Source organism: Azoarcus sp. TTM-91, assembly GCF_012911025.1.
In the GTDB taxonomy this organism is placed as follows: domain Bacteria; phylum Pseudomonadota; class Gammaproteobacteria; order Burkholderiales; family Rhodocyclaceae; genus Azoarcus.
In genome coordinates, this window is record NZ_WUEI01000011.1 from 18,468 (window position 1) to 43,674 (window position 25,207).

The 25,207-nt window shown below is 68.6% G+C and carries 27 protein-coding genes and 1 riboswitch; of the genes, 8 read left to right on the forward strand and 19 right to left on the reverse strand.

Going from position 1 to position 25,207, the window contains the following annotated elements; genetic code table 11:
- Positions 1-8: 8 nt before the first annotated feature.
- Positions 9-959 carry a LysR family transcriptional regulator gene (locus tag GRF61_RS05175; RefSeq protein WP_248281118.1) on the forward strand — a complete coding sequence of 317 codons (951 nt, stop codon included), beginning with the start codon at positions 9-11 and terminating at the stop codon, positions 957-959.
- A gap of 175 nt (positions 960-1,134) precedes the next feature.
- On the opposite strand, the gene metF is transcribed toward GRF61_RS05175, so the two are convergent.
- From metF to metK, 6 genes are all read right to left on the reverse strand, one after another.
- Complete coding sequence (gene metF / locus GRF61_RS05180; RefSeq protein WP_169149642.1) at positions 1,135-1,968, reverse strand: methylenetetrahydrofolate reductase [NAD(P)H]; 834 nt, start codon at positions 1,966-1,968, stop codon at positions 1,135-1,137.
- Positions 1,955-2,782, reverse strand: coding sequence for a TlyA family RNA methyltransferase (locus GRF61_RS05185; RefSeq protein WP_169149643.1), 828 nt, complete (start codon positions 2,780-2,782; stop codon positions 1,955-1,957). Before GRF61_RS05185 ends, metF begins: the two co-directional genes overlap by 14 nt.
- A gap of 54 nt (positions 2,783-2,836) precedes the next feature.
- Complete coding sequence (ahcY, locus tag GRF61_RS05190; protein ID WP_169149644.1) at positions 2,837-4,246, reverse strand: adenosylhomocysteinase; 1,410 nt, start codon at positions 4,244-4,246, stop codon at positions 2,837-2,839.
- Between the two features lie 98 nt (positions 4,247-4,344).
- A riboswitch (S-adenosyl-L-homocysteine riboswitch) is annotated at positions 4,345-4,443 on the reverse strand.
- Positions 4,444-4,551: 108 nt separating this feature from the next.
- On the reverse strand, positions 4,552-6,837 hold the full coding sequence (locus tag GRF61_RS05195; protein WP_169149645.1) for a hypothetical protein: 2,286 nt from the start codon (positions 6,835-6,837) through the stop codon (positions 4,552-4,554).
- A gap of 168 nt (positions 6,838-7,005) precedes the next feature.
- Positions 7,006-8,133, reverse strand: a complete 1,128-nt coding sequence (locus tag GRF61_RS05200) for a helix-turn-helix transcriptional regulator (RefSeq protein ID WP_169149646.1) — start codon at positions 8,131-8,133, stop codon at positions 7,006-7,008.
- Positions 8,134-8,213: 80 nt separating this feature from the next.
- Positions 8,214-9,380 (reverse strand): methionine adenosyltransferase, encoded by a 1,167-nt coding sequence (gene metK / locus GRF61_RS05205; protein ID WP_169149647.1) that lies wholly within the window; start codon positions 9,378-9,380, stop codon positions 8,214-8,216.
- A gap of 239 nt (positions 9,381-9,619) precedes the next feature.
- Here metK and GRF61_RS05210 point away from each other — a divergent pair, with 239 nt between their 5' ends.
- Entirely contained in the window at positions 9,620-10,495 is an 876-nt protein-coding gene (locus GRF61_RS05210; RefSeq protein WP_169149648.1) for a lysophospholipid acyltransferase family protein, read from the forward strand.
- Positions 10,495-11,367 (forward strand): lipid A biosynthesis acyltransferase, encoded by an 873-nt coding sequence (locus GRF61_RS05215; protein ID WP_169149690.1) that lies wholly within the window; start codon positions 10,495-10,497, stop codon positions 11,365-11,367. Before GRF61_RS05210 ends, GRF61_RS05215 begins: the two co-directional genes overlap by 1 nt.
- Before the next feature lie 34 nt (positions 11,368-11,401).
- On the opposite strand, the gene GRF61_RS05220 is transcribed toward GRF61_RS05215, so the two are convergent.
- Positions 11,402-11,638 carry a hypothetical protein gene (locus tag GRF61_RS05220; RefSeq protein WP_169149649.1) on the reverse strand — a complete coding sequence of 79 codons (237 nt, stop codon included), beginning with the start codon at positions 11,636-11,638 and terminating at the stop codon, positions 11,402-11,404.
- Between the two features lie 97 nt (positions 11,639-11,735).
- Here GRF61_RS05220 and dapF point away from each other — a divergent pair, with 97 nt between their 5' ends.
- The 5 genes from dapF to GRF61_RS05245 all read left to right on the forward strand — a co-directional run bounded on the left by dapF (position 11,736) and on the right by GRF61_RS05245 (position 16,190).
- Positions 11,736-12,569 carry a diaminopimelate epimerase gene (dapF, locus tag GRF61_RS05225; RefSeq protein ID WP_169149650.1) on the forward strand — a complete coding sequence of 278 codons (834 nt, stop codon included), beginning with the start codon at positions 11,736-11,738 and terminating at the stop codon, positions 12,567-12,569.
- Between the two features lie 51 nt (positions 12,570-12,620).
- Entirely contained in the window at positions 12,621-13,274 is a 654-nt protein-coding gene (locus GRF61_RS05230; protein WP_169149651.1) for a DUF484 family protein, read from the forward strand.
- Positions 13,259-14,179, forward strand: coding sequence for a tyrosine recombinase XerC (xerC, locus tag GRF61_RS05235; protein WP_348982346.1), 921 nt, complete (start codon positions 13,259-13,261; stop codon positions 14,177-14,179). The genes GRF61_RS05230 and xerC overlap by 16 nt, the downstream gene beginning before the upstream one ends.
- Before the next feature lie 252 nt (positions 14,180-14,431).
- Positions 14,432-14,839: a hypothetical protein gene (locus GRF61_RS05240; RefSeq protein ID WP_348982347.1), complete on the forward strand. Its 408-nt coding sequence runs from the start codon at positions 14,432-14,434 to the stop codon at positions 14,837-14,839.
- A gap of 163 nt (positions 14,840-15,002) precedes the next feature.
- The gene (locus GRF61_RS05245) at positions 15,003-16,190 is read left to right on the forward strand and encodes a class I SAM-dependent methyltransferase (protein ID WP_169149653.1); all 1,188 of its coding nucleotides are present in this window, start codon (positions 15,003-15,005) and stop codon (positions 16,188-16,190) included.
- A 6-nt stretch (positions 16,191-16,196) separates the two neighbouring features.
- Here the strand turns inward: GRF61_RS05245 and GRF61_RS05250 are convergent, their stop codons facing one another.
- The 12 genes from GRF61_RS05250 to GRF61_RS05305 form a co-directional block, all read right to left on the reverse strand.
- Positions 16,197-16,550 (reverse strand): hypothetical protein, encoded by a 354-nt coding sequence (locus GRF61_RS05250; RefSeq protein WP_169149654.1) that lies wholly within the window; start codon positions 16,548-16,550, stop codon positions 16,197-16,199.
- A 6-nt stretch (positions 16,551-16,556) separates the two neighbouring features.
- On the reverse strand, positions 16,557-17,612 hold the full coding sequence (gene ruvB, locus GRF61_RS05255; RefSeq protein ID WP_169149655.1) for a Holliday junction branch migration DNA helicase RuvB: 1,056 nt from the start codon (positions 17,610-17,612) through the stop codon (positions 16,557-16,559).
- A 53-nt stretch (positions 17,613-17,665) separates the two neighbouring features.
- The gene (gene ruvA, locus GRF61_RS05260) at positions 17,666-18,265 is read right to left on the reverse strand and encodes a Holliday junction branch migration protein RuvA (RefSeq protein WP_169149656.1); all 600 of its coding nucleotides are present in this window, start codon (positions 18,263-18,265) and stop codon (positions 17,666-17,668) included.
- Between the two features lie 18 nt (positions 18,266-18,283).
- Positions 18,284-19,180, reverse strand: coding sequence for a prenyltransferase (locus GRF61_RS05265; RefSeq protein ID WP_169149657.1), 897 nt, complete (start codon positions 19,178-19,180; stop codon positions 18,284-18,286).
- A 123-nt stretch (positions 19,181-19,303) separates the two neighbouring features.
- Positions 19,304-20,758: a ribonuclease G gene (gene rng, locus GRF61_RS05270; RefSeq protein ID WP_169149658.1), complete on the reverse strand. Its 1,455-nt coding sequence runs from the start codon at positions 20,756-20,758 to the stop codon at positions 19,304-19,306.
- Positions 20,759-20,879: 121 nt separating this feature from the next.
- Positions 20,880-21,503, reverse strand: coding sequence for a Maf family protein (locus GRF61_RS05275; RefSeq protein WP_169149692.1), 624 nt, complete (start codon positions 21,501-21,503; stop codon positions 20,880-20,882).
- Between the two features lie 115 nt (positions 21,504-21,618).
- Positions 21,619-22,149 carry a peptide deformylase gene (gene def / locus GRF61_RS05280; protein WP_169149659.1) on the reverse strand — a complete coding sequence of 177 codons (531 nt, stop codon included), beginning with the start codon at positions 22,147-22,149 and terminating at the stop codon, positions 21,619-21,621.
- A 3-nt stretch (positions 22,150-22,152) separates the two neighbouring features.
- Positions 22,153-22,623, reverse strand: a complete 471-nt coding sequence (gene rlmH / locus GRF61_RS05285) for a 23S rRNA (pseudouridine(1915)-N(3))-methyltransferase RlmH (protein ID WP_169149660.1) — start codon at positions 22,621-22,623, stop codon at positions 22,153-22,155.
- Between the two features lies 1 nt (position 22,624).
- Positions 22,625-22,996, reverse strand: coding sequence for a ribosome silencing factor (rsfS, locus tag GRF61_RS05290; RefSeq protein WP_169149661.1), 372 nt, complete (start codon positions 22,994-22,996; stop codon positions 22,625-22,627).
- Between the two features lie 5 nt (positions 22,997-23,001).
- On the reverse strand, positions 23,002-23,673 hold the full coding sequence (gene nadD / locus GRF61_RS05295; RefSeq protein ID WP_169149662.1) for a nicotinate-nucleotide adenylyltransferase: 672 nt from the start codon (positions 23,671-23,673) through the stop codon (positions 23,002-23,004).
- Complete coding sequence (locus GRF61_RS05300) at positions 23,657-24,424, reverse strand: BPSS1780 family membrane protein (protein WP_169149663.1); 768 nt, start codon at positions 24,422-24,424, stop codon at positions 23,657-23,659. The genes nadD and GRF61_RS05300 overlap by 17 nt, the downstream gene beginning before the upstream one ends.
- Before the next feature lie 9 nt (positions 24,425-24,433).
- Positions 24,434-25,207: a BPSS1780 family membrane protein gene (locus tag GRF61_RS05305; protein ID WP_348982348.1), complete on the reverse strand. Its 774-nt coding sequence runs from the start codon at positions 25,205-25,207 to the stop codon at positions 24,434-24,436.

A 25,207-nucleotide genomic window follows, 5' to 3' on the forward strand; every position in this document is an offset into this window, starting at 1 on the left:
CAGCCGGCTTGCCGCTGGCGGCTGGTGGCGACCGCATCGAGTTGATGCAGACCTTCGTCCGCATCGTCGAGGCCGGCAGCCTGTCCGCCGCCGCCGCGCAGCTGGGTACCACCCAGCCCACCGTCAGCCGCCGGCTGCAGATGCTGGAGCGTGCCTTCGGTCTCAAGCTATTGCAACGGTCTACCCATGTCATGAAGCTGACCGAGGACGGCCAGCGCTGTTATGCCCATGCCAAGGATCTGCTGGAGAGCTGGCAGGCGATAGAGGCCGACCTGCGCGGCGCCCGCGACGAGCCGCGCGGCCGGCTGCGGGTGGTGGTGCCGCATGCGTTCGGCCAGGATCAGCTGATCGGGCCGATGACGGAGTACCTGCGGCGCCACCCTGGCGTGTCGGTGGAGTGGCTGTTGCACGACCGCCGGCCGGATTTCCTCGCCGAGGACATCGACTGTGCGATCCAGGTCGGCGAGGTGGAGGATGCCTCGGTGATCGCCATCCGCCTGGCGGAGGTGCCGCGCATCGTCGTCGCCGCGCCGGGGCTGTGGGGCGATGGCGCGCCGCCGGCCGCGCCGGAAGCGCTGGCGGCCTTGCCCTGGCTGGCCCTGCAGACCTATTACCGCGACGAGGTGCTGCTGCTGCGCAAGGCCGATGGCGCGCGCAGCCGCTTCGCCATCCAGCCGCGGATGTACACCGACAGCCTCTACGCGCTGCGCAATGCCGCGCTGGTGGGGCTGGGTGCCTGCGTGGCCTCGGCCTGGGTGGTGGCGGAGGACATCGCCCAGGGGCGGCTGGCCCATCTGATGCCGGAATGGCAGGCGCCGCCGCTGCCGGTGTATCTGGTGTATCCGCCGGCCCGGCACTATCCGGCCAAGCTCAAGGTGTTCAACGAGGTGGTGCGGGCCCACATGCCGACGCTGGCCGGCATGCACAGGCCGAGCGCGGCGTCGGCGGGCCTGGGGTGAGCGGCTGGGGCGCTGCGGCCCGGAGAAGGCGTTCTCGCCCGGAATCGGGCGCGGGCAGGGAGGCTGAGAGTCCAGCCGGAGAGGCGGGGGCTGCGTGCTTCCGGGTGGGGCGGCCGGGCCACGGCGCGGGATCAATGGCGCGCCAGCCCGGCCAGCCCGCCGGGGCTGGTCAACCTCAAGCCAGCTTCAAGCGCTGGCAGATCTCGGTGGTGAGTGCGGCCTGGTTCATGCTGTAGAAATGCAGCCCCGGCGCGCCGGCGGCGATCAGCTTCTCGCACAGCCCGGTGACCACGTCCAGGCCGAAGGCGCGGATGGATTCGGCGTCGTCGCCGAAGGACTCGAACTTCTTGCGCATCCAGCGCGGAATCTCGGCGCCGCAGGCATCCGAGAAGCGCGCCAGCTTGGAGAAGCTGGCGATGGGCATGATGCCGGGGATGATGGGAATGGTCACGCCCTGCGCCCGTACCGCGTCCACGAAGTGCAGGTAGGCGTCCAGGTTGTAGAAATACTGGGTGATGGCGGAGTCGGCGCCGGCGTCCGCCTTGCGCTTGAAGGCGGCGAGGTCGTCGGCCGGCGTGCGCGCCTGCGGGTGCCATTCCGGGTAGGCGGCCACTTCGAGGTGGAAGCGGTCGCCGGTTTCGGCGCGGATGAACTCCACCAGTTCGTTGGCGTAGCGGAATTCGCCCGGATCGCCGACGCCGGAGGGCAGGTCGCCGCGCAGCGCGACGATGCGGCGGATGCCGGCGTCCGCGTACTCCTGCAGGATCTCGCGTATGCCCTCGCGGGTGGAGCCGATGCAGGACAGGTGGGGCGCGGCCTCGGCGCCGCTGGCGGCGATTTCCTTCACGGTGGCGAATGTGCGCTCGCGGGTGGAGCCGCCGGCGCCGTAGGTCACCGAGAAGAAGGCGGGCTTGAGTTCGGCCAGCCTGGCGCGCACCGCGCGCAGCTTTTCCGCGCCCTCGGCGGTCTGCGGCGGGAAGAATTCGATCGAGAGTTCAGTCTTGTGCATGTCGCATCCAGATGAAGAATTCGCGGTTGCCATCGGTGCCGGTGATCGGCGAGTCGTACCAGCCGAGCACCGCCAGCCCGGCGGCCGCGGCCGCTGAGCGCAGCTTGCGCTCTACCTCGGCGTAGCGCGAGGCATCGCGCACGATGCCGCCCTTGGAGAGCCCCTGCGGGCCCACCTCGAACTGCGGCTTGACCAGGGCGAGGATGTCGCCCTCCGCTGTCAGCAGCGCCGGCCACTGTGGCAGCAGCAGCGTCAGCGAAATGAAGCTGGCGTCGCAGACGACGAGGCCGAAGCCGCCGGCCGGGAAGTGTTCGCCCAGTTCGGCCGGCTGCAGATGGCGCGCGTTGATGCCTTCCAGCGTGGTGTTGCGTGCTTCCGCGGCCAGCCGGGGGTGCAGCTGGCCGTGGCCGACCTCGACGCCGACCACCCGCGCCGCGCCGGCCTGCAGCAGGCAATCGGTGAAGCCGCCGGTGGATTGGCCGACGTCCAGGCAGATGCGCCCGGCCGGCGCCAGGCCGCTGGCCGCCAGCGCGCCGGCCAGCTTCAGGCCGCCACGGGAAACGTAGCGGTCGGCCTCGTCCGGCGTCACCGCCAATTGCACGCTTTCCGGCAGTTCCTGCGCCGGCTTGCCCACCGGGAAGCCGTCGGCGCTGACGCGCCCGGCTTCGATCAGCAGCCGCGCCGCGGTGCGTGAGGACGCCAGCCCCTGCAGCACCAGCAACTGATCCGCCCGCGGCAGGCCGCGCGCGGCGGCGGCCGGCGCGGGCGCTTTCTCGGTGGCCGGACGGCTGCTGCGGCGGTGGAAGGATTTCATCGCGCGTGGCCCCTCGGCAGATGGCGGGCGACCCGGGGCCGCCCGCCGCCGCGATCAGTAGCGGTAGTGGTTGGGCTTGTACGGGCCTTCCACCGGCACGCCGATGTAGTCGGCCTGGCCCTGGCTCAGCACGGTGAGCTTGGCGCCGATCTTCTTCAGGTGCAGGCGGGCAACCATCTCGTCCAGTTGCTTGGGCAGCACGTACACGCCGACCGGGTAGTCGGCGGTCTTGGTGAACAGCTCGATCTGCGCCAGGGTCTGGTTGGCGAAGGAGTTGCTCATGACGAAGCTGGGGTGGCCGGTGGCGCAGCCCAGGTTCACCAGGCGGCCTTCGGCCAGCAGGATGATGCGCTTGCCGTCCGGGAAGATGATGTGGTCGACCTGCGGCTTGATGTTCTCCCACTCGTACTGGCGCAGGCTGGCGACTTCGATCTCGGAGTCGAAGTGGCCGATGTTGCAGACGATGGCGTTGTTCTTCATCGCTGCCATGTGGTCGTGGGTGATCACGCCGACGTTGCCGGTGGTGGTGACGAAGATGTCGCCCATGGACGCGGCTTCTTCCATGGTGACCACGCGGAAGCCTTCCATCGCCGCCTGCAGCGCGCAGATCGGGTCGATTTCGGTGACCCACACGGTGGCGCCGAGGCCGCGCAGGGACTGGGCGCAGCCCTTGCCCACGTCGCCGTAGCCCAGCACCACGCCGATCTTGCCGGCGATCATCACGTCGGTGGCACGCTTGATGCCGTCCACCAGCGATTCGCGGCAGCCGTAGAGGTTGTCGAACTTGGATTTGGTGACCGAGTCGTTGACGTTGATCGCCGGGAACTTGAGTTCGCCGCGCGCGTGCATCTGGTACAGGCGGTGCACCCCGGTGGTGGTCTCTTCGGTGACGCCCTTGATCTGCGCCAGGCGGGTGGAGTACCAGGTCGGGTCGGTCTTCAGCTTGGCCTTGATGGAGGCGAACAGCACCACGGCTTCTTCGCTGTCCGGCTTGTCCAGCACCGAGAGGTCCTTCTCGGCGCGGGCGCCCAGGTGCAGCAGCAGGGTGGCGTCGCCGCCGTCGTCCAGGATCATGTTCGAGTAGCCGCCGTCGGCCCATTCGAAGATGCGGTGGGTGTAGTCCCAGTAGTCTTCCAGCGACTCGCCCTTGACCGCGAACACCGGCACGCCGGAGGCGGCGATGGCGGCGGCGGCATGGTCCTGGGTGGAGAAGATGTTGCACGAGGCCCAGCGCACTTCGGCGCCCAGCGCGGTCAGCGTCTCGATCAGCACCGCGGTCTGGATGGTCATGTGCAGCGAACCGGTGATGCGCGCGCCCTTGAGCGGCTGGCGGGCGGCGTATTCCTCGCGGATCGCCATCAGGCCGGGCATTTCGGTTTCGGCGATGCGGATTTCCTTGCGGCCCCAGCCGGCGAGGGCGAGGTCGGCAATGACGTAGTCTTTGGTGTCAGCCACAGCGTTCATATGAAGCTCCGTGCTATGGCCGGGGGGGAAGGGGGACGCACTGGCTCACCCGTCATCCCGAACCCGGCAGGGTTTAGGGGAAGTACTGCTGGGCAGTACCTGGGTGAGCGCCGTTGAAACGCCCGCCGGGCGGCGGGTTCCGAGCCTGGGGTCGGCCGCGGGAATGCGGTCGAGGCCTCGCAGCGCTCCTCGGAAGAGGCGTGGATTATACGCCGGCGCACGGGCTTGCGTGTGTTCGCGCCGTGACCGGTGGCGTGTCATGCGCCACGCTCCGCCGCGGAAGGCCGGCGCGCGGCGATTGGGCCTCAGCCTGGGGCGCAGGCCTTGTTGGCGGCCAGCTCGCGGTAGGCCAGGGCTTCCCAGCCGTGGGCGATGTACATGCAGACGGCGCTGGCATGTATGCCTTCGCAAGGCCAGTTCAGCGGCAGGGTGCCGGCGTCGGCGCGGGCGATGCTGTTTACGCCGCCGTCGGTCTGCTGCGCGCTGCGGGCGGCATCCGCTGCGCTCGCTTCCGCCAGGGCCGCCTGCTGGCGGGCGCCGGCGGCGGCTTCGCGGTGGACGGGGGCGCTGAGGATGGCCTGGCGCACTTCGGCGAGCAGCGGATCGGAATAAGCGCGCAGCTTGGGCGCGAGGTGGGCGAGCGTTCCGCTGCAGCTGGAGCCGGCCTGGGTCTTCGCGCTGGCAGTGGCGGAAGCGGCTGCCTTCGGCGCCGGCGATGGGGCGGCTGCGGCCGGCATTGCCGCGCGCGGCGCCAGGGGCTTGCGGGCGACCGGCTGGCTGCTGCCGTCCGGCAGCAGGATGCTGGCGTCGCGCAGTTCGATGAAGTCCTCGTCCACCGGCGCGAGCTGGCCCTTGACCGTGAGCGGGCTGATGCCGTCCAGCCGGCGCGCCTGGCTGGCGGCGAGCGGGATGCCGATGGGCACGCCGCGCCATTCGCCGACGAAGTGGCCGGCTTCGGCGTCGTAGTCCTTGACCTGGATGTCCATTTCGAAGGGCGCGCTGAGCGCACGGGTGCGGGCGCGGTACTCGGCGGCGGTCTCGTACTTGTCCTTCTTCAGCGCAGCGAGGAAGGTCTGGGTGGTGTCGACGCGGGGCTGGCCGAGGTTCACCTTCCAGAACTGGCTGCTGGTTTCCTCGCCGCTGCGGAAGCCGCGTTTGCCGAGCTGGGTATAGGGGCCGGTGAGCGCCAGCCCGCCGGGCTGCGTCAGCAGCCGCTGGCCGTCTTCCAGATCGAAGAACTCGGTGCTTTCGCCTTCCTGCGCGTTCCACACCCAGGGGCCGACCGCGAGGTAGCGGGGCTGGCCGGGAAGGCGCCTGAGGGCGACGCCGCCGCCGCGCTGGTCGGCGAAGCTGACCGCCAGGCGGTGTTTCAGCGCCAGATCCGGCAGCGTCCGCACCAGCACTTCACCGGGCTGGTACTGGAAGGCAAACCCGCCTTCGACGTTGAGCATGCCGCTGCTGGCCAGCGGCCTGCGCTCGCAGGAGGGCAGGCTGACCAGCGCCGGCGGCGAGGTGATGAAAGCATCGCCTTCGGCGCTGGCGCTCAGGCTGCCGTGGTTGCTGCGGGGAAGTTCGCACAGCAGCTTGCCGGTAGCGAGATCCCAGACGCGGAAGGGCTCGGTGTTGGGTTGGTTGGCGTGGAGATAGCTCACCACGTAGGGCAGTTCGCCGACGAAGCCGTAGATGAGGTGGGTGTCGCTGCTGCCGCGCCGGCTGTCGCCCCTGAAGCGCTGTCCCTGCTGGCCATCCACGTAGTGGCGCACGGTGTCGCCGTCGATGGCGAGGACCTCCAGCTGGCCGGCGGTGTTGATGCGGGAGACGCAGCGCTCCGCTGGCGGATCTAGGGTCAGCCGGCTGGTCGCCTGGCCGGTGCGCACGTCGTATTGGCCAACCCAGCGGCAGAAGCGCTCGGGATAGAACTGCTGCTTGGTGACGATGACGCTGTGTTTGTACGCCCAGGCGGAGATGTCCGCTTCCTGCCACTGCTGCAGGCGCCCGCCCTGCAGATTCATGAGCTCCGCGCCGTTGCTGCCGGACAGCAGCAGCGTGCCGGCGTCGGCGGGCAGGTTGGGGGAGTACCAGCCGCTGCGGTCCAGGTTGCTGCGCAAGACGCGCTCCCGGCCGCTGGGCAGTTCGCGCAGGATCAGGCGGCGATCCTCCGCCAGATAGACGAGGTGGCTGCCGTCCGCCGCGATGGTGGCGCTGTCGGCGCCAGCGATGCGCAGGCTGGCCTGCTGCTCGTTGGGCGCGTTTTCCAGCAGGCGGCGATGGAAAACCAGGTTGCCGCCCCAGGGCGCAGGTGGTGTGAGCGCGGCCAGTTCGGCATCGCGGGTGCGCCGGGCCTCCGCCTCCCGGGCCTGTTTCTGCTTTGCTTCCTGAGCTTGCTGAGCCTGCAGGCGTTGCATTTCGGCCGCTTCCTGCCGCTCTTGGGCTTCGCGTGCCCGCGCGGCGTCGCGCTCGCTTTTCTCGATGATGTTCTGGATCTGCTGCAGCCCGCGCAGCACGGCGGTGCTGTCGGAGGCTGCGGCCGGTAGCGCAAGCAGGGCGGCAAGCGTGAGGATGAAGGGACGCAGGGCGGGCGGCTTGATCATGGCGGGTCCGGGCGGCGACATATGATTTCTGGATGAGGCACTGCGGCGGGCTTGCCGCAGCCTGAACGGCGGCAAGCTGGCCCACAGTTGCTGCCGAACTATACGGTGCGCGGTGGCGTTTCAGCCTCATCCGTTCGGATGAGGAATGAGCGCAGGTCCGCCTTGCCTTCAGCCAGCGGGCGGGGGATGAGGCAGCGGGCGCGACAGCAGCCGCAGCAGCTCTGCCTGGCGGTGGGTGCCCGTCTTGGCGAACAGGCTGCGCAGATGGGTCTTTACCGTGGCCAGGCTGAGTCGATTGTCTGCGGCGTAGCTGCCGGGCGTGTCGTGCCGCAGCAGGCCGAGGGCGAGGCGGGTCTCCGCCGGCGTGAAGCCATAGAGCTGCTGCAGCTGCCGAGGGTGCGGCAGGCGGGGGCCGGCGCCGTCCTGGATCAGGGCGAGCACATGCGGACTTTCCTGCTGCCCGAGGCCGGCCGGCAGGCGGCCGGGGATCAGCGACAGCAGCCAGGGGGCGGCGCCGTTGCGGCGGGGGATGGCGAAGCAGTCGCCTTCGCGGGCGTCGCCGGCGCTTGCGCGCAGGATGGCAGCCTGCAGTCGGCTGTCGAGCTGTGGGTCGGGGCAGCGCAGGATGTTTCCCAGCGCCTGCAGGTCATCGGCCGCGGCCAGCATGCCGTGGGCAGACGGGCTGGCCCAGACGACGCGGCCGCGGCCATCCAGCCACAGGGCGTGGTAGGGCAAGGGCGCAATCGCACGCTCGGCGGCCTGGCTGCGCATCTGCAGGGCGTCGAGCTGGGTGCGTAGCGTGGCGGCACGGACGAGATGGCGGGAAAGCAGGGCGAGCCGGCGCAGCTCGGCAGCGCTGAAATCGCCTGCGTCATGCGCGCGGGCGATGGAGAGCACTTCCTGGGTGGCCGCGCCGTCGCTGCTCAGCTGGCAGACCGCCATGCGCTTCGCGCCCCAGGGCTTGAGGAAATCGGTGTAGATCTCCGCCCGGCGCAGGTAGCTCTCGTCGAAATGATGCTGGTCGGCTCGCCATTGGCCCTGGCGGCCGCTGGTGTACCAGGGGATGCGGCAGTCGACGCCGACGTAGTAGGCGGCGTAGTCCTGCTCGGCCTCGCGCAGGCCGGCGTCGCTGACCTGGGTCTCGACGACGATGCGCCGCCGGGTGTCCATGCGCAGGTAGTGGGCGGCGAAGCCGCCGCCGCGCCGCGCAACCGCGTGATAGGCGTCCAGCAGCAGGCCGGGTTCCTGGACGGCGGCGTAGATCCGGTCGATGAGCTGGCTGTCCGTCCGGTCCATGCGCTCGGTCCGTGCGTGGCCTGCGGTTTGAAACCGCGCGTCCGGCGCGGCCTTGCGGCGGCGCCGGACGCGCGGGCGGCTTACAGGCCGGCGTCGGCCTTCAGGGCGGCGGCCTTGTCGGTCTGCTCCCAGGTGAATTCCGGCTCGTCGCGGCCGAAGTGGCCGTAGGCGGCGGTCTTGGAGTAGATCGGGCGCAGCAGGTCCAGGGTCTGGATGATGGCCTTGGGGCGCAGGTCGAAGTGGGCGCGGATCAATTCGACGATTTTCTCGTCGGCGATCTTGCCTGTACCGAAGGTGTTCACCATCAGCGACACCGGCTTGGCGACGCCGATGGCGTAGGCCACCTGCACCTCGCACTTGGAGGCCAGGCCGGCGGCGACCACGTTCTTGGCCACGTAGCGGCCGGCGTAGGCGGCGGAGCGGTCCACCTTGGACGGGTCCTTGCCGGAGAAGGCGCCGCCGCCGTGGTGGGCCGCGCCGCCGTAGGTGTCGACGATGATCTTGCGGCCGGTGAGGCCGCAGTCGCCGTGCGGGCCGCCGATGACGAAGCGGCCGGTGGGGTTGATCAGGTAGCGCACTTCGCCGGCCAGCAATTCCTTCGGCAGCACCGGCTTGATCACTTCCTCGATCACCGCTTCGGACAGCTGGGCGTGGGAGATGTCCGGCGCGTGCTGGGTGGAGACCACCACGGTGTCGATCGCCACCGGCTTGCCGTCCACGTACTTGACGGTGAGCTGGCTCTTGGCGTCCGGGCGCAGCCACGGCAGGCGGCCGTCCTTACGCAGTTCCGCCTGGCGCTGCATGATGCGGTGGGCGTAGTAGATGGGGAAGGGCATCAGGCTGGGGGTTTCGTCGGTGGCAAAGCCGAACATCAGGCCCTGGTCGCCGGCGCCCTGGTCGAGGTCCAGGCCTTCCCCTTCATTCACGCCCTGGGCGATGTCGGCCGACTGGCGGTTGATCGCGGTGAGGATGGCGCAGCTCTTGTAGTCGAAGCCGATGTCGGAGTTGTCGTAGCCGATGCGGCGGACCACGTCCTGCGCGATTTCGCGATAGTTCGGGTGCGCGTTGGTGGTGATTTCACCGGAGATGACCACCAGGCCGGTGGAAACCAGGGTTTCGCAGGCGACGCGGGCGCGGGGGTCTTCCGCGAGGATGGCGTCCAGCACGCCGTCGGAAATCTGGTCGGCGACCTTGTCCGGGTGTCCTTCGGAAACGGATTCCGAGGTGAAGAGGAATTCCTTGGCCAAGTTCGGCTCCTTGCTCAAAACAAAAATCCCCAGTGGTTGGCGTCGTGGCCAGCTCTGGGGATTTCGCCGAGCAGGCGACGCTTTAGCAGTATTTCTGGGTCGGTTCCTGTGGGAGGAAAGCGACGGCCGCCCTGCAAGTTGTCGAATTAACTCGGCGGCTAAGGGATAATTATAGGCTTTCGTCCCGACCGGTCAAATCAGGCGCCCCGCATCGGTCCTGCGGCTGCCTGACATTCTTCATGCTCCTTGCCTTGTTGTTCCGTTTTCTTTCCCGCCTGCCCTTGAGCTGGCTGCACGCCCTGGGCGGGCTGGCCGGCTGGTTGATCTATTGCTTCGACAGCGGCTACCGTCGGCGGCTGAAGGAAAACCTGGCGCTGGCCATCGGCCGCGACGATCCGGCGCTGCGCCGCCGCGCGGTGGCGGAAGCGGGGCGGCAGGCGCTGGAGGTGCCCTGGCTGTGGCTGCGCCCGGTGGATCAGGTGCTGGGCAAGATCGTCCGCGCCGAAGGCTGGGAGCTGGCCGACAAGGCACGCAGCGAAGGCGCCGGCATCCTCTTCATGACGCCGCACCTGGGCTGTTTCGAGATCACCGCGCTCTATTGCGCCGCCCATGCGCCCATCACCGTGCTCTACCGGCCGCCGCGCAAGGCCGCGCTGCGGCCGCTGATGGAATACGGCCGCAACCGCGGCGACATGCGTACGGCGCCGGCCGACCTTTCCGGCGTGCGCAAGCTGGTGAAGACGCTGCGGGCGAGCGAGGCGGTGGGCATGCTGCCGGACCAGGTGCCGGCCCTGGGCGAAGGCATCTGGGCGCCGTTCTTCGGCCGCCCGGCGTGGACGATGACGCTGGCGGCCCGCCTGGCCGAGGTGAAGAACGTGCGCATGTTCTACATCTGGGCCGAGCGCTTGCCGCGCGGCCAGGGTTACTCGCTGCACGTGGCGCCGCCGCAGGAGGCGATGGAGGGCGACCTGGAGGCGCGCTGCGCGGCCATCAACCGCGACATCGAGCGCGTCATCCTGCGCTGCCCGGAGCAGTACCTGTGGGGCTATCACCGTTACAAGAAGCCGAAGGCGGGCAAGCCTGCCGATCGAGCGGCGGAGGATGGGCGCGCATGATGACCCGCCTGGGTGTTGCCCTGTTCTGGTTGCTCCACTGGTTGCCGTTGCCGGTTCTCGCCCGCGTGGGCGAGGCGCTGGGCTTGCTCATCTATGTCTTCGCGCTGCCGCGTCGGCGGGTGGCGGCGACCAATCTGCGGCTGTGCTTTCCGGAAATGGATGCCCATGCGCGCAACCGCCTGCTGCGCCGGCATTTCCGCATGCTCGGCCGCAGCCTGCTGGAGCGCGGCCTGAGCTGGTGGGCGAGCGAGGCCCGGCTGCGGCGGTTGATCCGGCTCACCGGGCTGGAGCGGGTGACGGCGGCCAAGGCCGAAGGCAAGGCGGTGATCCTGCTGGCGCCCCACTTCGTCGGCCTGGACATTGCCGGCACCCGGTTGGCGATGGAGGGCGACTTCGTCAGCATGTATGCCCACCAGAAGAACAAGGTGCTGGATCGCTGGCTCTACCACGGCCGCAGCCGCTTCAACGACCAGATGCTGCTTTCGCGCCAGGACGGGGTGCGCAGCACGGTCAAGGCGATGCGCGCCGGGCGCCCCTTCTTTTATCTGCCGGACATGGATTACGGCCGCAAGGACGCTATCTTCGTGCCTTTCTTCGGCGTGCCGGCGGCGACCATCACTGGCCTGTCGCGTCTCGCCCGCCTCGCCGGCGCGGTGGTGATGCCCTGCACCGCCCATGTGCGGCGCGACGGCAGCGGCTACGACGTCGAAATCGGCGAGGCGTGGGCGGATTTCCCGACCGCGGACGTGGAGGCCGATACCCTGCGCATGAACCGCTGGCTTGAAGGCGCGGTGAAATCCATGCCTGAGCAGTATTACTGGGTGCACCGCCGCTTCAAGACGCGTCCGCCGGGCGAGCCCAAGCTCTATTGAATTCAACGCGCAGCGCGGCCGGCGGCGCGCGCCTCTAATTGCCCTTTTCGTCCTCACGCGCAAGGCGCGCGAGGACGACCGGAAAGGCGGCGCTGCCGAGCAGGGCCACCGCCGACACGATCAACGCCAGCGCGGTGCCGGCTTCCGCGAGTATGGGATGCGAAGCCGAGAAATCGCCGACCAGCAGGGCGAATCCCGCCAGCAGGCAGAGCAGGCCGGGGATGCCGAGCAACCAGGCGGAGAGGGGAATGAGTGCGGGGCGGGTGTCCATGGCGCGGCATTCTCCCACCTGGCCCGCGGTGGACGATAGCCGGCCGCTGGGCGAGAATCGGCTGTTCTCTGCCCCATCCCTCGAGGAGTTTTCCCTCATGCGTTTGCGTTTCACCAAGATGCACGGTCTCGGCAACGATTTCGTCGTCATCGATGCCACCCGCGAGGCGGTGGATCTGACGCCCGAACGGGTGCGGGCCATCGCCGACCGGCATTTCGGCGTGGGCTGCGACCAGTTGCTGGTGGTGGAGCAGCCGACGCAGCCGGGCGTGGATTTCCGCTACCGCATCTTCAACGCCGATGGCGGCGAGGTGGAGCAGTGCGGCAACGGCGCGCGCTGCTTCGTCCGCTTCGTGCACGAGAAGGCGCTGACCGACAAGGATGAGATCCGCGTCGAGACCCGCAGCGGCCTCATCGCCCCGCGCCTGCGGCCGGACGGCCTGGTGACGGTGGACATGGGCGTACCGCGGCTGCAGCCGGCACAGATCCCCTTCGTTTCCGACTCGGACGCAGTGGTGCAGCCGCTGGACGTCGCCGGCGAGACGGTGGCGATCACCGCGGTCTCCATGGGCAACCCGCATGCGGTGCAGGTGGTGGCCGACGTGGAGGCCGCGCCGGTGCAGGCACAGGGCGCGCTGATCGAAAGCCATCCGCGCTTTCCGGCGCGGGTGAACGCCGGCTTCATGCAGGTGATGGACGAAGGCTGCGTGCGCCTGCGGGTGTTCGAGCGCGGCGCCGGAGAGACGCTGGCCTGCGGTACCGGCGCCTGCGCCGCGGTGGTCGCCGGCATCCTGCGCGGCCTGCTGGTATCGCCGGTGCGTGTCGAAACCCGCGGTGGCGGACTGGAAATCGCCTGGAGCGGCCCGGGAACGCCGGTGCTGATGACCGGCCCCGCGGTCACCGTATTCGAAGGCGAGATGGAACTCGCCTGAACGTTTTTGACCGGGGCGGCGGCGCCGCTCCGACTGGACTGGAGCCCCCCGATGAATGCCGACGACGTCGCCCGTTACCTCCGTGAACATCCCGATTTCCTCTCGGAGCACGGCGAACTCTTCACCCAGATCACCGTGCCGCATCCCCAGCACGACGGCCAGGCCATCTCCCTGGCGGAGCGCCAACTCCACGCCCTGCGCGAGAAGATCCGCCTGCTGGAGGGCAAGCTGGCGGAGCTGATCCGCTTCGGCGAAGAGAACGACGACATCAGCGAAAAAGTGCACCGCCTGTCGGTTGCCCTGCTGGCGGCGGAGAACTACGAGGCGGTGCGGCATGCGCTCTACACCAGCCTGCAGGAGGACTTCAGCGTTCCGCACGTCGCCCTGCGCATCTGGAACAGCGTGCTGGCCCGTGAGGAGGCGGAGTTCGCGCCAGTGAGCGAAAGCGTGCGGCTCTATGTCGGTGACCTCCGCCGTCCCTACTGCGGTGCGCCCGACAATATCGAGGCGGTGGGCTGGTTCGGCGAGGCGTCGCCGCACATCCGCTCTCTGGCGCTGATGCCGCTGCGTCGCCAGGCCCAGGTCTTCGGCGTGCTGGTGCTGGGCAGCGAGGAGATGGAGCGCTTCTATCCGGAAATGGGCACGCTCTACCTCGGCCGCATCGCCGAACTCGCCGCCGCCGCGTTGCTGTGCGAACTGGGCTGAATCCAGCCGATACGCCGGGCGCGCCGCCTATCTGGGTGGAGGACTACCTCGCCTACCTGGCAACCCAGCGCCGTGCCGCCCGGCTGACCGTGGAGGGCTATCGCCGCGACTTGCTCCGACTGGCCGAACTCGCTGACGGGCGGTCGCCGCTGGCGCTTTCCTCCCACGACATCCGCCGCTTCGTGGGCCGCCTGCATGGCGAAGGACTGGGCGGGCGCTCGATTGCCCGCGCGCTGTCCGCCTGGCGTGGGCTGTATCGATGGTTCGCCCGCCATCGCGGCCTGGAGCGCAATCCGGTGGAGGGCATCCGGGCGCCGCGCTCGCCTTCGCTGCTGCCGCGGGCGCTGTCGGTGGAGCAGACCCAGGCCTTGCTGGACCCCGCTGCCGAGAGCGTGCTGGAAATCCGCGACCTCGCCATGTTCGAATTGTTCTACTCCTCCGGCCTGCGCGTCACGGAGCTCGTCAGCCTTGACCTCGGGCGGGGCGTGGATATGGATGAAAGCATGGTCACCATCACCGGCAAGCGCGGCAAGACCCGCATGGTGCCGGTAGGGGGCAAGGCGCTGGAGGCGCTGCAGGCCTGGCTGGCGCAGCGTTCCGCCCTGCCAGCGGGCAACGAGCCGGCGCTGTTCGTCACCCGCACCGGCCAGCGCATGACGTCGTCCGCCGTTCGCAGTCGCCTCGCCCGGCGCGCCGAGCAACTCGGCCTGGGCGTGCACGTCCATCCCCACATGCTGCGCCACAGCTTCGCCAGCCACATGCTGCAGGCCAGCGGTGATCTGCGCGCCGTGCAGGAGTTGCTCGGTCACGCCAGCATCCGCAGCACCCAGGTCTACACCCACCTCGATTTCCAGCATCTCGCCCAGGTCTACGACGCCGCTCACCCGCGCGCGCGCAAGCGTTAAGCGGCGGACCTTCCGTTGCTCGTCCCTTCCCCAGTTTGGGTATTTACGGATGTGGGGCCAAAGAAGCCTTCGGCTATGCTGACAGCAAGCAGAATAATTACTAACGGACTGTGTCGCGTCCCCGGCAAACGGGGCGGCGAAAGCGGGGCAGCCATGACAACTGGAATTACCCCCAGGGGAGGAGGCGCCGTCGAGGGAGGCGTCCTCACTCCAGGCGCAGCTTCATTCGAGCGCCAAGGCGTGCAGCGGGAAGTGGCTTTGCTGCTTGCCCGGCACGAGATACGAAATCTGAGGCGCTGGTTCGACGATTTCGACCGCGACATCCTGCTCCCCATCCTGTTGGGCGAGATCGCTCTGCATAACATCGGCGCTTACGAGAACGGTGCCGGCACGCGCAAGACGCTGGACGATCCGGACGACCTTTGTCCGCTCAAGCCTTGCAACGCCTATTCAATCGCCGCTGCCACCGGTCTGCCGCGCGAGACGGTGCGCAGGAAGATCGTGCGGCTTATCGAACTGGGCTGGATACGCAAGCGGCACAACGGCCACCTTTATGTGACGGCTGAAGCGATCAATCACTTCGGCTCCATCCTCGGCACGCGGCAGTTGAGCGAGTTGCTGACCACTGCGGATCGGGCCAAGCGGCTGATGGACAAGTAGCTCCTGATTACCGCTGGCGTAATTGAAGAATCCTTCCTTGGGGCTTGCGCCGGGTGATGCGGCGCAGGCCCCAAGTCGTTCACCCACCCGCTCCGCCGGGTGCCGCATTGGCGCTCATGGGCACAGCGGGTAGACTTGCCGGCCGTTTTTGTGGATTTCCCCCATGGCCCGCCTGATTCTGCTTCCCGGCAAGGAACGCTCCGTGATGCGTCGTCACCCCTGGATCTTCGCCGGTTCGGTTGCCCGGCTGGAGGGCCGGGCGCGGCTGGGCGACACGGTGGAAGTGCTGAGCGATGACGGCAAGTTCCTTGGCCGGGCTGCATGGTCGCCGGAGTCCCAGATCCGCGCCCGCATGTGGACCTTCGATGCGGACACCACCGTCGATCACGCCTTCTTCAAGCGCCGGGTTGCGGCTTCGGTGGCACGGCGCGCCAGCCATCCCCAACTCGAAGGCAATGATGGCCTGCGTTTGATCCACGGCGAGTCCGACGGATTGCCCGGTGTGATCGCCGACCGCTACGGTCCGGTCGTGGTCCTGCAACTCACCAGCGCCGGGGGCGAGAAGTGGCGGGATGCGCTGGTGGCCGGTCTGGTGCAGGCCACCGGCTGCAGCACGGTCTATGAGCGCTCGGACTCCGACGTGCGCGGGCTGGAAGGCCTGGAGCCCAGGGCGGGCTGCGTGTACGGCGAGTTGCCGGAAGACCTGCAGATCACCGAGCACGGCGTGCGGATGGCGGTGGACGTGGTGGGCGGACACAAAACCGGTTTCTACCTCGATCAGCGCGACAACCGCTGGCTGACCGGCCGCTTCGCGCGCGACCGCGAGGTGCTCAACTGTTTCTGCTACACCGGCGGTTTCTCGCTGCAGGCGCTGGCCGGCGGTGCGCGCAGCGTGCTGTCCATCGACTCCTCCGGGCCGGCGCTGGCCACCGCAGCGCGTAATCTGGTGCTCAACCCGCAATTGCCGGCGGATCGCGCCGAATGGCGGGAGGACGACGTGTTCCAGGCGCTGCGTGCGTTACGCGCCGAAGGGCGCAAGTTCGGCCTGATCGTGCTGGATCCGCCCAAGTTCGCGCCTTCCGCCGCCCATGCAGACCGCGCCTCCCGTGCCTACAAGGACATCAACCTGCTGGGGTTCCGCCTGCTGGCGCCGGGCGGCATCCTGATGACCTATTCCTGCTCCGGCGGCATCGGGCTGGAGCTGTTCCAGAAGATCGTTGCCGGCGCGGCGGTGGATGCCGGTGTGGATGCCCGCATCATTCAGCGCCTGTCGGCAGCGCCAGATCATCCCGTCGGGCTGTCGGTGCCGGAGGGCGAGTACCTGAAGGGGCTGGCGCTTCAGATCGACTGAATGTGCTCAGCGCTGCGGCCGGCTCGCGGCCGGGCGGTCCGGGTCCGGGCCCGGCTCGGCGCTGGAGAATGCGGCGGCGATCAGCCCCAGCGCCAGCACCATGGCGATGAAGTGCTGCCGCTGCCCGCGCGGCCCGGGCAGGCGGCGCTCGCCGCGGTAGTAGAAATTCCCCATGTAGCCCACGCCGGCCCAGCCGGCGGCGAGCAGGCCGGCGCCCAGCAGGCGTGAAGACAGCGGGTCGAACAGCCGGCCCAGCGCCGGGTTGCTGCGGTCGGGCATGAAGAAGCTGGGTGCCTGGGTCAGCAGGTAAAGGCCGCCCAGCACGCACAGGCTCAGCATCAGGACCTGGATGGAGCGCATGCAGGTTCAGCGCTCGAACAGGTCTCCGCCTGCGCGCGGCGGCATGAGGCCGAAGTGCTGCCAGATGGAGTGGGTGGCCATGCGGCCGCGCGGCGTGCGCTGCAGGTAGCCTTGCTGGATCAGGTAAGGCTCGATGACGTCCTCGATGGTGTCAGTGGATTCGCCGATCGCGGCGGCGATGTTGTCCAGGCCGACTGGTCCGCCGCCGAACTTCTCCAGCATGGCGGAGAGCAGCTTGCGGTCCATCAGGTCCAGCCCGAGCGCATCCACGTCCAGCATGGTCAACGCGGCGTCCGCCACCTTGGCGGAAATGTCGCCGCCGGCCTTCACCTCGGCGTAGTCGCGGACCCGGCGCAGCAGGCGGTTGGCGATGCGGGGCGTGCCGCGGGCGCGGCGGGCGATTTCCAGCGCACCGGCGTCGTCGATCTCGACGTTCAGCAGGCGCGCCGAGCGGCCGACGATGAAACCCAGCTCATCCGGCGTATAGAACTCCAGCCGGGAGACGATGCCGAAGCGGTCGCGCAGCGGGTTGGTGAGCATGCCGGCGCGGGTGGTGGCGCCGACCAGGGTGAAGGGCGGCAGGTCCAGCTTCACCGAGCGGGCGGCCGGGCCTTCGCCGATCATGATGTCGATCTGGAAGTCTTCCAGCGCCGGGTAGAGGATTTCTTCCACCACCGGCGACAGGCGGTGGATCTCGTCGATGAAGAGGACGTCGTGCGGCTCCAGGTTGGTGAGCAGCGCGGCGAGGTCGCCGGCGCGTTCCAGCACCGGGCCGGAGGTCTGGCGCAGGTTCACCCCCATCTCGGCGGCGACGATGTGGGCCAGCGTGGTCTTGCCCAGGCCGGGCGGGCCGAACAGCAGCACATGGTCCAGCGCCTCGCCGCGCTTCTTGGCGGCCTGGATGAAGATCTCCAACTGCTCGCGTACCTTCTGCTGGCCGACGTATTCGGCCAGGCGCTTGGGGCGCAGCGCGCGTTCAACCGCGTCTTCCTGGCGGTCGGCGGGCTGGGGCGAGATCAGGCGCTCGGGGGCCGCGGCATGGAGCTTGTCTGTTTCGATCATGGCGGGAGTTTAGCCGCTCCGGTGTTGCCCGGTATGAATTACTGTCAATTTGTTCAGGCTTTCGACAGCACCTTGAGCGCCTGGCGGATGCCGTCGGAGACGCCCACATCCTCGGCCAGCCCCTTCATCGCGCCCAGCGCTTCCTTCTCGTTGTAGCCGAGGGCGAGCAGGGCGTTGAGGACGTCGCTCTTTGCGTCCAGGGCACCGCCGGCAGTGGCGGCCAACCGGGCGCCAGCCACTTGCGGCAGGGCCTTGCCGAGCTTGTCGCGCAGTTCCAGCAGCAAGCGCTCGGCGGTCTTCTTGCCGATGCCGGGAATTTTCACCAGCCGGCCGGCTTCCTGCAGCGCCACCGCCTGGGCGAGGTCATTCACCGACAGGCCGGACAGCACCGCCAGCGCGGTGCGCGCGCCGATGCCGGACACCTTGAGCAACTGGCGGAAAGCGCCGCGTTCTTCCTCGCTGGCGAAGCCGTAGAGGAAATGGCCGTCCTCGCGGATGGCGAGATGGGTGTGGAGGCTGACGCGGCTGCCGGTGGCGGGCAAGCCGTAGAAGGTGCTCATCGGCACTTCCAGTTCGTAGCCGACGCCGCCGGCGTCCACGAGGATCTGGGGCGGGTTCTTTTCCAGCAGGGTGCCGGTGAGGCGTCCTATCATCGTTCGCTCTTCGAGGGTTCAGGCCGGCCAGCGGCCGAAGGCCAGGGTGGCGGCCAGGATTAGGCCGTGGAGATGGGCGGCCAGGATGGTACGCCGTATCGCCGGTCCGAGGTACGCCGCTTCGTCCGCGTGTTCCAGCAGCTCGCGGCCGGCGGCGAAGGAGAACACCAGGGTGAGCGCGGCGGCTGCCGCATGCTGTGGCAGCTGGTAGCGGGCAACCAGAGCGACCAGCCAGCCATAGGCGAAGAGCGCCACCAGCAGGTAGGCCCACTTCGCGGTGGCGGTGCCCAGCATCGTTACTAAGGTGTGCCGACGGCTGGCGACGTCCTGGCTATGGGTGGCGAAGGCGGCGATCAGCTGCTGGTTGGCCGCGAGCAGGGCGTAGGACAGGCCGGCGGCTGCCGCCAACGGACTGAAGGTGCCGCGCTGCATGAAGTCGGTGGCGAAGGCGATCAGCAGCCAGCAGGCGGCTGCCAGCGCTTCCGTGCCGCCGCGAAGCTTGGGGGACGCCGCGCGCCAGGCGCCCAGGCCGAGGACGCAGGCGGCGGCCAGCACGGGCAGCAGGGAGCCGATGCGCAGGGTCAAGCCGAAGGCCGGCAGCAAGGCCAGCGCAAGCGGCGCATAGACGCCGAACGGACGGTGCCCGAGGGCGGCTGCCATGTGCTGGTTCCGGCCGCTGTTCCCGGCGCTATCGAGCCGGCTCGGGCCGAAGTGGACCAGCCCTAAATGGGCCAGCACTACCGTCGCCACGGTCAGCGCCGTGGTAGCCGGGTCGAGGCGGTGCAGGCTGCCGAGCGCGGAAGCGAGGCCGACCAGGCAGGCAAGCAGGCTGCTGGAGAGGCGCAGCGGCAGCGTGAAGGTCGGTGGGCCGTCCTGGGCGGGTGGGGTGTCGTCGGGCTGTGGGCTTGGAGGCATGTCCGGATCCGGGAGTACCAAAGCCACGCGCCCGCGGTGGCGGGCGCGTGGCCTTCTGAAAGAAGCCGAGGGGAGGGCGCTGCACGCCGCCGCTTGCCGGTCCGCGGCGTCAGCCCCGGTGCGTCAAAGCAGCACGATGTCGAACTGCTCCTGGGTATAACTGGCCTCTGGATGCAGCGAGATCTTCTTGCCGATGAAGTCGGACAGCATCGCCAGCGACTGGCTTTCTTCGTCAAGAAACAGGTCGATCACGTTGGGGGCTGCCAGCACCCGGAACTCGCGGGCGTTGAATTGCCGTGCTTCCCGCACCAGCTCGCGCAGGATCTCGTAGCACACGGTACGCGCGGTCTTGACCTCGCCGCGGCCGCCGCAGGTGGGGCAGGATTCGCACAGCAGATGGGCCAGCGACTCGCGGGTGCGCTTGCGTGTCATCTCCACCAGGCCGAGGGCGGTGAAGCCGTTGATGCTCATCTTGGTGTGGTCGCGTGCCAGCGCCTTGCGGAACTCCTCCAGCACCATGTCCCGGTGCTCGGGAGTTTCCATGTCGATGAAGTCGATGATGATGATGCCGCCTAGGTTGCGCAGCCGCAGCTGGCGGGCGATGGCCTGGCTGGCTTCCAGGTTGGTCTTGAATATGGTGTCGTCGAAGTTGCGTGCGCCGACGAAGCCGCCGGTGTTCACATCCACCGTGGTCATCGCCTCGGTCTGGTCGATGATCAGGTAGCCGCCGGACTTCAGTTCCACGCGGCGGGCAAGTGCCTTCTGAATTTCGTCCTCGACGTTGAAGAGGTCGAACAGCGGCCGTTCGCCGGAGTAGTGTTCCAGCAGTGGAAGCACCTTGGGGCTGTAGAGCGCGGCGAAGGCACTGAGCTTCTGGAAGTTCTCCCGCGAGTCGATGACGATGCGTGAGGTCTCCTCGTCCACCAGGTCGCGCAGCACCCGGTGGCCCAGCCCGAGATCCTCGTGAAGGAGGCAGGGCGGCGCCGCGCCGGTGGCCCGGTTGCGGATTTCCCCCCACAGCTTGCGCAGGTAGCCGATGTCGGCGGCGAGTTCCTCGTCGGAGGCGGATTCGGCCATGGTGCGGACGATGAAGCCGCCGGGCTCGTCTTCCGGCACCAGGCGGGTCAGGCGCTCGCGCAGGGCTTCACGCTCGGCTTCATCTTCGATGCGCTGGGAAATGCCGATGTGCTTTTCCTGCGGCAGGTAGACCAGTAGCCGGCCGGCGATGCTGATCTGGGTGGACAGCCGCGCGCCCTTGGTGCCTATCGGGTCCTTCAGCACCTGCACCAGCAGGGTCTGGCCCTCGGTGAGGATCTTCTCGATCGGCCGTGCCGCCTCGCCGTTCTGGCGGTCGCTCCAGATGTCGGCCACATGAAGGAAGGCTGTGCGTTCCAGGCCGACGTCGATGAAGGCGGACTGCATGCCGGGCAGCACACGCACCACCCGGCCAGTGTAGATGTTGCCGACGATGCCGCGGTTGGCGGTGCGTTCGACGTGCAGTTCCTGGACGACGCCCTGTTCGATGATGGCGACCCGCGTCTCCTGCGGGGTGAAATTGATCAGGAATTCGATGCTCATGGCGTGGCTGGTAATGGGAAATGCGCAATGACAGGCAATACGTCAGCCATTGCGCATGGCTCATCGCCGGCAGCCGGCGGCAGGGAAGGCTGGCGCCATGCCCGGCGCCGGGGGCTCGGCGCTAGAGCGCGTAGCCGAAACCCTCCTCCAGCAGTTGCGCGGTTTCGAACAGCGGCAGCCCCATGATGGAGGAATAGCTGCCGCGTATCTCCTGGATGAAGATCGCCGCCTTGCCCTGGATGCCGTAGGCGCCGGCCTTGTCCATCGGCTCGCCGGTGAGCACGTAGTGGCGGATGTCGTCTGCGCTGAGGGTGCGGAAGCGGACATCGCTTACCGACAGGCTGCTGCGGATGTGGGTGCCGTCGCTGATGGCGATGGCGGTGAGCACCCGGTGGCTGCGGCCGGAGAGGCGGCCCAGGATGGCGCGGGCTTCCGCCATGTCGCGTGGCTTGCCGATGATCTCCCCGTCCAGTTCCAGCGTGGTGTCGGCGGCGAGGACCGGGCGGCGCGGCAGTTTGCGCCAATGCACACGGCGCCAGCCGGCTTCCGCCTTGGTCAGGGCGATGCGTTCGACGTAGTGCTCGACGGCTTCGTCGGGGAGCGGGGTTTCATCGACGTCGGCGTCGTCGCCCCGCTCGCCGCCGCGAAAGGTCAGGACTTCGAAGTGCACGCCGATCTGGCGCAACAGTTCCCGGCGTCGGGGGCTGGTGGAGGCGAGATAGATGCGAGGCGGGCTGGACGGCATGGCGGCGCGCAATGCGGGAATGGTCACGCATTCTAACCGCAGCTGCGCCGGCGCCGCTTTCCCAGGGCATCACTCCGCGGCATGGCTGGGCGCGATCCGCCCGCCGGCGCGGCGATCAGACCTCGTCGTCGGGGGGCGTGGCGGAGAGTTCGTCAGCGAAGCCGAAGCGGCTGAAATCCCTGATCCGGGCAGGGTAAAGGATGCCGTCGAGGTGGTCGCACTCATGCTGAACCACCCGCGCATGGAAATCCTCCACCTCGCGGGCGATGGCCTGGCCTTCGATGTCGAAACCGCGGTAGCGCAGGCGGCGGTGCCGGGGCACCCAGCCGCGCAGGCCGGGCACGGACAGGCAACCCTCCCAGCCTTCAACCAGTTCCTCCGACAAGGGCTCCAGCACCGGGTTGGCCAGGATGGTGAACGGCACCGCCGGTGCGTCCGGATAGCGCTCGTTGTGCTCGAAGCCGAAGATCACCAGGCGCAGATCCACGCCGATCTGCGGCGCCGCCAGGCCGACGCCGCCGGCCGCGTGCATGGTTTCCAGCATGTCGGTGAGTAGCTCGCGGAGTTCGGCGGTGCCGAAGGTGGTGACGGGGCGGGCAATGCGGGAAAGGCGCGGATCACCCATGCGGAGGATGCTGCGGATCATGGCCTACTCGCGGTGGTAGGGGTGGTTGCGCAGCACCGTCCAGGCGCGGTAGAGCGCTTCGGCCAGCAGCGGGCGGACCAGGGCGTGCGGCAGCGTGAGGCTGGAGAGGCGCAGGGTTTCCGCCGCGGTGCGTTTCAGTTCAGGGGAGAGGCCGTCCGGACCGCCGACGATGAAGGCGACGTCTTCGCCGCCGCTCTGCCACCCTTCGAGGCGACCGGCGAGTTCGCGGGTGCTGAGATCGCCGCCGCGCTCGTCGAGGATGACGCGCCGGCAGCGGGCTGGCAGCGCGGCCTCGATGCGGCTGGCTTCGGCGGTCATCATGGCTTCCACCGTCTTGCCGGTGGTACGGGCTTCCGCCTTCACTTCGATGAGTTGCAGGGGCAGTTCGCGGGGCATGCGCCGGGCGAACTCCTCGAAGCCGGCATCCACCCATGCCGGCATGCGGTTGCCGACGGCCACGACCAGTAGTTTCAACTTACTCCCCGCGGGCGCGGGTAGGTTCTCCCGCCTTGCGGCGGCCGGGGGCGCCATTGGCCCACAGTTCTTCCAGGTTGTAGTAGCTGCGGATGGCGGGCTGCATGATGTGGACGACGATGTCGCCCAGGTCCACCAGCACCCATTCACCGCTGTCCTCGCCCTCGACGCTCACGACTTCGCCGCCGGCGGCCTTGACCTTGTCCTGCACGCTGCGCGACAGCGCCCGGGTCTGGCGCCCGGAATCGGCGCTGGCGACGACGATGCGGTCGAACAGCGCGGTGAGCTTGGAGGTGTCGATGACTTCGATGTCGCGTGCCTTGATGTCTTCCAGGGCGGACACGACGGTTTGCTGCAGTTGGGGGATATCCATGCGGTTCAACGGTAGAGGTGGTGCAGCCCAATATAGTCGAGAACGGAATCGGGCAGCAAATAGCGGGCACTGGCGCCGGCGTGCAGCAAATCCCGCACCAGAGAGGCGGAAATGGCCAGCGGCGTCATGTCGAAGGGGATCACCTTGCCGGCCGGCATATCGAGTTTCATCGGGGCACGGGTGATGCGGTTGCGGCAGGCTTCGTCCAGTTCAGGGGACAGGGCGGCGGGCCAGCGCCGCTCATGCGGCGAGTGCCCCGGCCGGTTGGCGACGGCGATGTGGGCGAGTTCGAACAGTGCCTCCCAGCGATGCCAGCCTGGCAGGCCGGCAAAGGCGTCGGCGCCGAGGATAAGCACCAGGGGACGGTCGGGACCGAGTTCCGCCCGCAGCCGTTCCAGCGTGGGCACGGTATAGCTCGGACGGGGTTCGCGCACTTCGCTGTCGTCCACTTCCAGCGCGGGATTGCCGGCGGCGGCCAGGCGCGCCATCGCCAGCCTGTCTTCGGCGGTGGAGCCGGGCTTGCCGCGGTGGGGCGGCTGGCCGGCGGGAATCAGCCGGACCTTCTCCAGGCCCAGCGCTTCGCGCGCTTCTTCCGCCAGCCGCAGGTGGCCGAGGTGGATGGGGTCGAAGGTGCCGCCCAGCAGTCCCAGCGGTCCGGTGTCAGCGGGGGAGGACATCGGGAGGCAGGCCGAAGACGTCCCGCGCGTTGATGTAGAAGCTGGCGAACACGACGGGGATCATGATCAGTGGCAGCGGGATGGACAGCATGCCGGCCAGCGAGGGCGAGATCAGCCCGATCACACCCAGCAGGATGCCGGGGATCAAGGCCCCGAACACCATCAGCGCGATGCCGAAGGCGAGGAAGGGGCGCCAGTTGCGCAGGCAGGCGTAGAAGCTGAAGAACAGCGCCTTGGTCGGCGGCAGTTTCCACCAGCCGGCGAGGATGGGGGCGAACCAGTAAGCCATCATCACCGGGGTGGACAGCGCGATGGCGAGCAGCAGGGCGCCGGTGATGCGTGGATCGGCGGAGGCGCTGTCCTCTACCCGGTTGCCCGTCATCACCTTCAGCAGGATGCCGCCGTCTATCAACGTGGTGAGCATCAGCACCAACAGGCTGGCGCCGAGGTAGAGGCCGCCGATGGTGAGCAGGGCCTGCGCATTGCCCTTGAAGCCGGAGAAGAGGATGTCCGGTCCCACCTTGCGGCCGTTATCCACCGCGCGACAGCCGTTCAGGACGCCCAGGGAGAGAATGGGCATCATCAGCGAGGCCACCGGCTGGCCGATGAAGGGCACGACGCTCACCAGTACCAGCACCAGCAGATAGCCAAAGGCGAGGAAGGTGAGCAGCGCCGGGCTGCGCCGCCACAAGGCGAAGCCTTCTTTCAGCCAGGACCAGCCGCGGTGGGTGGGAAGTTGTTGCGCTTGCATGGAAGGTCTTCAGTCGGTTTGAGCGGCGGGCAGGGCGGGGCGTGGCGAGAACAGGTCGCGCCAGGCGGCGAGCTGGGCGCCGGCGATGACGGGAACGAGCACGAACATGCCCAGGCCGGCCGGGATCATCGCGACCCACACCAGCACATAGAGCATGACGGCGAAGATGATGAAGGTGAGCAGGCTGCCGAAACAGGCCTGGGCAGAGAGCTTCATCGCATCGAGCGGAGCCACGTCCTGCAGCATGACCAGAGCGGGGGCGAACCACAGCGCCATCATCAGCATGATCCACAGTACGGTGAATACCAGCATGCCGAACATCACGCCGCCGGTGGCCAGCCCCACGCCGGTGAAGGCACCGACGATGGCCCCGGTGAGCACGGCGCTGCCGCCAATGGCGGCAGCGATCAGCGCAGCGAAAAGCACGCCCAGCAGGTGGAAGGCGCCGACCAGCAGCAGGTTGCCGGCATGCCGGCGCAGGCCGTCGAACAGGTGATCGACCCGCAGCACTTCACCGCTTTCCACCCGCCGGGCGCTGGCGACCATGCCGGCCGCCAGCAGCGGAAAGGCGACCGGCACCGCCGCCCAGCCCAGCACCGGTACCACGCCCAGCGCCAGCAGGATGAGGATGAGCACCAGGGTCTGCAACAGCCAGGTCGTGGGCGAGCGCAGGAACAGCTTCCAGCCGGTGGTCAGCCAGCGCAGGGCGTCGCCCGGCATGGCCGGCGATATCTCGGGCAGAACGTGGCGGTGGGGGTGGAGCGGAGGTTCTGGGGTGCTCAT